At 74.0% G+C, this 6,631-nt stretch carries 7 protein-coding genes and 1 pseudogene; 2 read left to right on the plus strand and 6 right to left on the minus strand.

Annotated elements, in window-relative coordinates; translation table 11 throughout:
• Positions 1 to 85: 85 nt before the first annotated feature.
• The 6 genes from V7E45_RS30215 to V7E45_RS30240 form a co-directional block, all read right to left on the minus strand.
• Complete coding sequence (locus V7E45_RS30215; RefSeq protein WP_443056285.1) at positions 86 to 1,369, minus strand: HD-GYP domain-containing protein; 1,284 nt, start codon at positions 1,367 to 1,369, stop codon at positions 86 to 88.
• The gene (locus V7E45_RS30220; RefSeq protein ID WP_333777384.1) at positions 1,366 to 2,709 is read right to left on the minus strand and encodes an HD-GYP domain-containing protein; all 1,344 of its coding nucleotides are present in this window, start codon (positions 2,707 to 2,709) and stop codon (positions 1,366 to 1,368) included. The genes V7E45_RS30215 and V7E45_RS30220 overlap by 4 nt, the downstream gene beginning before the upstream one ends.
• A gap of 136 nt (positions 2,710 to 2,845) precedes the next feature.
• Positions 2,846 to 3,148 (minus strand): mycothiol system anti-sigma-R factor, encoded by a 303-nt coding sequence (gene rsrA / locus V7E45_RS30225; protein WP_333777385.1) that lies wholly within the window; start codon positions 3,146 to 3,148, stop codon positions 2,846 to 2,848.
• A complete protein-coding gene (gene sigR / locus V7E45_RS30230; protein WP_020942156.1) occupies positions 3,145 to 3,828 on the minus strand; it encodes an RNA polymerase sigma factor SigR in 684 nt (227 codons plus the stop codon). The genes rsrA and sigR overlap by 4 nt, the downstream gene beginning before the upstream one ends.
• Positions 3,829 to 4,084: 256 nt before the next feature.
• A complete protein-coding gene (locus V7E45_RS30235) occupies positions 4,085 to 4,717 on the minus strand; it encodes an alpha/beta hydrolase family protein (RefSeq protein WP_333777386.1) in 633 nt (210 codons plus the stop codon).
• A 1-nt stretch (position 4,718) separates the two neighbouring features.
• Positions 4,719 to 5,534 (minus strand): SOS response-associated peptidase, encoded by an 816-nt coding sequence (locus V7E45_RS30240; protein ID WP_333777387.1) that lies wholly within the window; start codon positions 5,532 to 5,534, stop codon positions 4,719 to 4,721.
• A gap of 124 nt (positions 5,535 to 5,658) precedes the next feature.
• Between V7E45_RS30240 and V7E45_RS30245 the strand changes: the two genes are divergently transcribed.
• Positions 5,659 to 6,381, plus strand: a complete 723-nt coding sequence (locus V7E45_RS30245) for a M50 family metallopeptidase (RefSeq protein ID WP_333777388.1) — start codon at positions 5,659 to 5,661, stop codon at positions 6,379 to 6,381.
• Positions 6,382 to 6,409: 28 nt separating this feature from the next.
• Positions 6,410 to 6,631, plus strand: a pseudogene (locus V7E45_RS30250) (3-phosphoshikimate 1-carboxyvinyltransferase); the annotation flags it as partial.

Here is a 6,631-nt window from a genome sequence, read left to right on the forward strand (position 1 = left end):
CGCACGTGGGCTGGCTTGTGCCCCCGAACACCCTCTCCCTCGCATCCAACCACGTACGCCGGGAAGGGCGCTCATTACCCATGGGTTACCCCGTCACGCCCCGGGTCAGACAGCCGGGCCGTCCCGCGGCTCCGCTGTCGGCCGTGGTCCCGCCGCGCCACCCCCCGGCCCCCGACAGCACCCGGGCGAGCGACTCCACGACTTCCGGAGCGTAGTCCCCCGCGGTGGCCAGGCGCAGCTCCTCCAGGGCGCGCAACGGCCCGTCGGGCCCCGCGTCGCGCGACTTCTCCTCGTACGCGTTCACCGCCCGGATGATCCGCGCGGCCGGCGGCTGGTCCCCGCAGGGGTCGGCCTGCCGCTCGACGACGACGGCGACCGCCGCGTCCACCCCGGTCTGCCGTACGACGGCGCCGCCGAGCAGCGCGATGCGCCGCTGCTCCTCGCGGGGCAGCGCGGCGGTGGCGCCGGCCGGGACCGGGTCGACCAGGCTGAGCTGGCCGATGTCGTGCATGAGGGCCGCGTACTCCAGGACGGTCAGCGCGGGCCCGGGCAGGCCCAGGTCGCGGCCGACGGCCAGGCTGAGCGCGGCGACCCGGCGGGCGTGCCCGGCCGGGGTGTACCCGGCGACCTCGGTGGCGCGGGCGAGGGAGGCGATGGTCTGCCGGTAGGTGGCGCGGACGGCGGCGTAGCGGCGCACGGAGAGCTGGGTCAGCAGCAGGGGCAGGCAGAACACGGGCAGCGCCCACAGTCCGGCGACGGCGACCCCGAGCGCCATCACCGCTCCGGTCGCGCACACGGCGGACCCGATGCCGAGCAGTCCGCGCAACTCCTCGCGCAGTTGCGGGCCGAAGGGCCAGCCGGTGCGGGAGTGGGCGAGCGCTGCCGCGAGGACGGCGTCGCACAGGGCGGTCAGAACGAGCAGGGCGACGACGAGGAGCGCATAGGCCGGCCCCTCCCAGCCCGTCAGGGCGCCCTCCCGGTAGAGGGGCTGGAAGCAGACGGCGGCGAAGCCGACGGTCAGGACGCGGCGGGCCAGGTGGTCGAGGGTGGGGGTGCGGCCCGACCAGAGGTGCGGGACACCGCCGAGCAGGGAGGCGGCGAGGACGACGGTGACGACCTGCGCGGCGCCGGGCTGGGTGGGATGTCCGGCGTCGGCCCCCAGCAGGGCGTACGACAGCGATCCGGCGGTGCCCAGCGGGGCGGCCTGCCGAACCTCGGTCCCGCTCCACCGGGTCAGTTCACCGACGGCTATGAGCACCCCGAAGGCGAGGGCAACGCCCCGGTCCTCGATGCCGGTCCACAGGCTGACGGCGAGGCAGGCACCCGCGGTGAGTCCGGCGCCCGCGTGCACGATCCGCAGAGCGGTCACCGGCCCGCTCCGCTCGGGCTGCCGGCGATCGGCTGCCGGCCGGTGACCGCGGAGGAGGTCTCGTCGGCGGTGACGGCCGGGTGCCAGCCGTGCCGGTGCAGGGCGCGGGCGAGCGCGGTGACCATGCGGGGGTCGAAATGGGTCCCGGCGCACCGCTGGAGCTCGGTGACCGCGGCCTCGACGGGCCGGGCCCGGCTGTAGGAACGGGTGGAGGTCATCGCGTCGAAGGCGTCGGCGACGGCCACCACGCGGGCGCACTCCGGGATCTGCCCGCCCGCGAGCCCGTACGGGTAGCCGCTGCCGTCGAGCCGCTCGTGGTGGTGGAGGATCGCCGCGCGGGCCTCGCCGAGGAAGGAGATCCCGCGGACCATCTCGTGGCCGTACTCGGGGTGCAGCTCGATGATCCGCCGTTCCTCGGGCGTCAGCGGGCCGTCCTTGCGCAGCAGCCGGGTGGGCACGCCGAGCTTGCCGACGTCGTGCAGGATGCCGGCGAAGCGCAGTACCTCGACGCGTGCGTCGTCCATGCCGAGTTCGCGGGCGATCAGCACGGAGGCCCGGCCGACCCGTTCGCTGTGGCCGCGGGTGTAGCCGTCCTTGATGTCGACGGCCTGCACCAGCGCGCGGATGGTGGCCTGGTGGGCGGCCCGCTCCCGGTGGTACTGGGCGAAGACCCAGCAGGAGACGCACATGGGCAGCAGTACGAGCAGCGCGGCGACGGGCCCGTAGCGGCTGCGCCACAGCACGGCCATCATCAGCCCGGCGAGTCCGTGCACCGCGACCGGCGCGAGGGAGCGCGACAGCAGCCCACCCCAGGCCCGGCGCGGCGACACCCTCCCCCACGGCCTCAGGGGGGTGGGCGGCACCCCCGCGCCCGCCGCCAGGATCCCGCCGTCGAGCACGGCGAGCACCAGGCAGAAGGCGAGGACGGCCGCGCCGGCGGGCACGAGGACGTAGGGGAAGTCGCAGGCGACGACGGCGTCACGGCCGCCGAGCGACCAGTGGACCCGGGCCGCGCCCCACACGGCGAGCGCGGGCCGCGCGGCCCGCCACACCCGGCGCAGCCGGACGGGCCGCTCCTCGACGCGGGCGAGCAGGGCGGCCGGCAGCGGCACGAGCGCGGCGGCGGGCGGGGGCAGCAGGAACGCCCCGGCGAGCAGGACGGGGTAGAACGTGCCGCCCAGACGGCCCCGTACGACGTGGTCGCAGGCCGCGTACAGGCCGGCGAGCAGGGCCAGCGCCCACCAGGGGGTGCGCGTGCCCGGGAACGGCAGCACGCAGAGGACGGCCGACAGGGCGACGCCGGCGACCCAGGCCCGTGCCCTCGCCGGAACCGCCTCCATCACGTCCCTCCCCGACCGCGCCTGTCCAGGCTCGGAGCCTAGGGCGGGCGTCGGGGGGTACGGAGGGCCATGACCCGAGGATTAGCACGTTCGAGTGATGACGGGTCGCGGCGGGGCGGCGGCTCCGCCGCGGCGGTCAGCGCTCCTGGGGAGCGGCGGTCACGTCGTGCTCGGGCACGGTGTGCCCGGAGCGGATCAGGTCGATCCGGCCCATGACCTTGGCGCGCAGGTCCGCGGGCACGTCGTCATGTCCGCAGCACCGCTTGACCAGCTTCTTCACGGCCTGCTCGAGGCCGTACTTCTCCAGGCACGGGGAGCATTCCTCGAAGTGGTGCTGGAACTTGTCGCGGTCGACGTCCGGCATCTCGCTGTCGAGGAACTCGTACAAGTGGTTGAGGACCTCACTGCAGTCCGTCTCGTGCGGCTCTCCGCAGCTCATGAGCCCGAGCCTTTCGCTTCGTTCGACTCTCCGGCGCCGGCCGGGACCAGCCCGCGCTCACGGGCGTAGTCCTCGAGCATGCCGCGCAGTTGACGGCGGCCCCGGTGCAGCCGGGACATCACCGTACCGATGGGTGTCCCCATGATGTCCGCGATCTCCTTGTACGCAAAGCCCTCTACGTCCGCGAGATAGACGGCGATGCGGAACTCCTCGGGGATCGCCTGCAGCGCTTCCTTCACGTCGGAGTCCGGCAGGTGGTCGAGTGCCTGCGACTCGGCGGAGCGCAGACCGGTCGACATGTGCGACTCGGCGCGGGCGAGCTGCCAGTCCTCGATCTCCTCGGCCGCGCTGCGCTGCGGCTCGCGCTGCTTCTTGCGGTACGAGTTGATGAAGGTGTTGGTGAGGATCCGGTACAGCCAGGCCTTCAGGTTGGTGCCCTCGCGGAACTGGTGGAAGGACGCGTACGCCTTCGCGTAGGTCTCCTGCACCAGGTCCTCGGCGTCGGCCGGGTTGCGCGTCATGCGCAGCGCGGCCGAGTACATCTGGTCGAGGAATTCGAGCGCGTCCCGCTCGAAGCGCGCGCTGCGCTCCGCGGTCGACTCAGCGCTGTCGCCCCGGCCCTCGGGCTGCTCCGCCTGGCCGTTGTCGGTCCCTGCGTCGGTACCGGTGACCGGACCCACCTCCTCAAGATCCCGGGCAGGACCAAAACCGATCCCACTCGTTTCGGAGGATAGAACACGACCCGTGCCTGCCGCCCCTCGAATAGGGGTGGTCTTGGCCGCGTGCAGCACCGTCCAGTCCAGCTCGGTGCGGCTGCTGCGGCTCGGGCAGATGGTCGAACCCATGCGGCGGACTTCCTCTCCCAGGACTTCGGTGCCGGTTCCCCAGCGCTTCTGTCCGCCACAACAGCGCTCCGGCGCCCCGCATTCCCGGGGTTCAGCCGAGTGACCCGGCCCACGCCACGACGGCGCCGGTGATGACGTCCAGCGCCGCCTCCTGCGTGATGGCGGCGCGCTTGGGCACCGCGAACCCGTGATCGCCGTACGGCACCTCGACCAGTTCGTGATCGCCCTCGGGGAACTCCGCCGGCTTGCCGAAGGGGTCGGCGCCGCCCTGGACGACCAGCGTGGGCACCCCGGCGCTGAGCAGTTCCCCGGCCCGCGACTTCTCCGGCCGGCCCGGCGGGTGCAGCGGGAAGCTGAGCGCCAGCACGGCGTGCGCGCCGAGTTCGGCGGCGGTGCGGCAGGCGACCCGGGCGCCGGCGCTGCGCCCGCCGGAGACCACCGGCAGTCCGGGCCCGGCGAGTGCGGGCCAGATCCCGCGCCAGCCGGTGTCCAGGGTCTTCGGGGCGGGCGCGAGCTTCTTCCCGGCCACCCGCCAGGGCTGCTCGACGAGGGCCACGCTCACCCTGTGCGCGGGCAGCACCCGGGCGAGCGCCTGGAGGTCCCGTGCCTCGACGCCGCCGCCCGCGCCGTGGCCGACGGCCAGCACCAGCCGTGCCTGGTGCGCCTTGTGCCAGGTGATCCGGGCGTCCCCGGCGTCCGTGGCGATGATCTCGGTGGTGGTCACGTCAGAAGAGTGTGCCCTCCTCCGGTCCCTCGAGCTCCTTCAGCAGCTCCGGGCCGTTGTTGCGGACGTTGCTGACGGCGGTGCCGACCGGGTAGGCGCGCATCAGACCGGGCGGGGGCGGGGTGAGCAGCCCGCGCAGGTCGTCGGGGTCGGTCCGGGAGGGGTCGAGCCAGGCGTCCCAGCGGTCCGGGGTGAGCATCAGGGGCATGCGGGGGTGGATCTGGGCGAGGGTGTGCGGGCCCTCGGCGGGGGCCACTGCCAGCGGGGTCCGCTCCGCCTCGGTGGTGATCACCGAGCAGGTGACCCACCAGGCGCCCGGGTGGTCGTCGGGCAGCGTCCGGTCCCGCCAGAACTCGTACAGCCCGGCCATCGCGAACACCGAGCCGTCGGCGGGCAGGACGAAGTAGGGCTGCTTGCGGGGCCGCTTCCGGCGGCCCTCCTCCTCCAGCTCCCGCTCCCGCTCGCCGGTGACCCACTCGTAGTAGCCGTCGGCGGGCAGGACGCAGCGCCGGGCGGCGAAGGCGCGGCGGTAGGAGGGCTTCTCGTGCACGGTCTCCGCGCGCGCGTTGATCATCCGGGCGCCGCCCTCGGGCGTCTTGGCCCAGGAGGGCACCAGGCCCCACTTGAGCCGGCGCAGCTGCCGAACCGGACGCGGGCTGTCCGCGTCTTTCACCGGACGGTCGAGAACGGCGTAGACCTCCTTGGTCGGGGCCACGTTGTAGTCCGCTTCCAAGGTCTCCTCGGGCTCCCACTTCTCGATCCCGAAGACGCCCGCGAGATCCTCCGGCCCACGACTGGATGCATACCGTCCGCACATACGTGCCACACTGCCAGGCCGACCCGTCCCCCGACCACCACCTTCCGGCGACGACGGCTCGCGCCGACCCCTCCTGACGCGCGCCGACGCGCGCCGAACCGACCACAGGGAGCCACTCGGACCTATGGACAGCCTCGCCGCCACCGCGCTGCCCGACCTCTGGGACCGGCTGACCGGCACCCAGCCCGACCCCGACCTGTGGGTGGTGCTCGCCACACTGGTCGCCGCGCTCGCCGTGGTGGTCCCGCACCCGGTGTGGCGGCTCGCGCGCAACGCCGTCACCATCGCCCACGAGGGCGGCCACGGCCTGGTCGCGCTGCTCACCGGGCGGCAGCTCACCGGTATACGCCTGCACTCCGACACCAGCGGTCTGACGGTCAGCCGGGGCAAGCCGTACGGGCTGGGGATGATCCTCACGGCGGCCGCGGGCTACACCGCCCCCTCGCTGCTGGGCCTGGGCGGGGCCGCGCTGCTGGCCGCGGGCCGGATCACCCTGCTGCTATGGGCGGCGACCGCGCTGCTGGTCGCGATGCTGGTGATGATCCGCAACGCGTACGGGGTGCTGACCGTGTTCCTGGCCGGCGGCGCCTTCCTGCTGGTGTCCTGGCTGGCCGGTCCGCAGGTGCAGGCCGCCTTCGCCTACGCGGTCGTGTGGTTCCTCCTCCTCGGGGGCGTGCGGCCGCCGTTCGAGCTCCAGGGCAAGCGGTCGCGGGGAGGCGCCGGGGACTCGGACGCGGACCAGCTGTCCCGGCTGACGCACGTACCGGCGGGGCTGTGGCTGTTCCTGTTCCACGCGGTGTCCCTGTGCTCACTGATCGGTGGCGGCCGCTGGCTGCTGGAAGGTTGAGAGCGGGCCCTGCTTATAAAGTGGCCCCATGGCCCCGAACACCGCCCACCCCGCCCTCTGGCCCGCCCCCCACGCGAGCGGAGCCGTCGACGCGACGGTCCACGTGCCGGGGTCGAAGTCGGTCACCAACCGCGCCCTCGTGCTGGCCGCCCTCGCCTCCGAGCCCGGCTGGCTGCGCCGCCCGCTGCGCTCGCGCGACACGCTGCTGATGGCCGGTGCCCTGCGGGCCATGGGGGTCGAGATCGAGGAG

This window comes from Streptomyces sp. IBSBF 3136 (genome assembly GCF_036815105.1).
GTDB lineage: Bacteria > Actinomycetota > Actinomycetes > Streptomycetales > Streptomycetaceae > Streptomyces.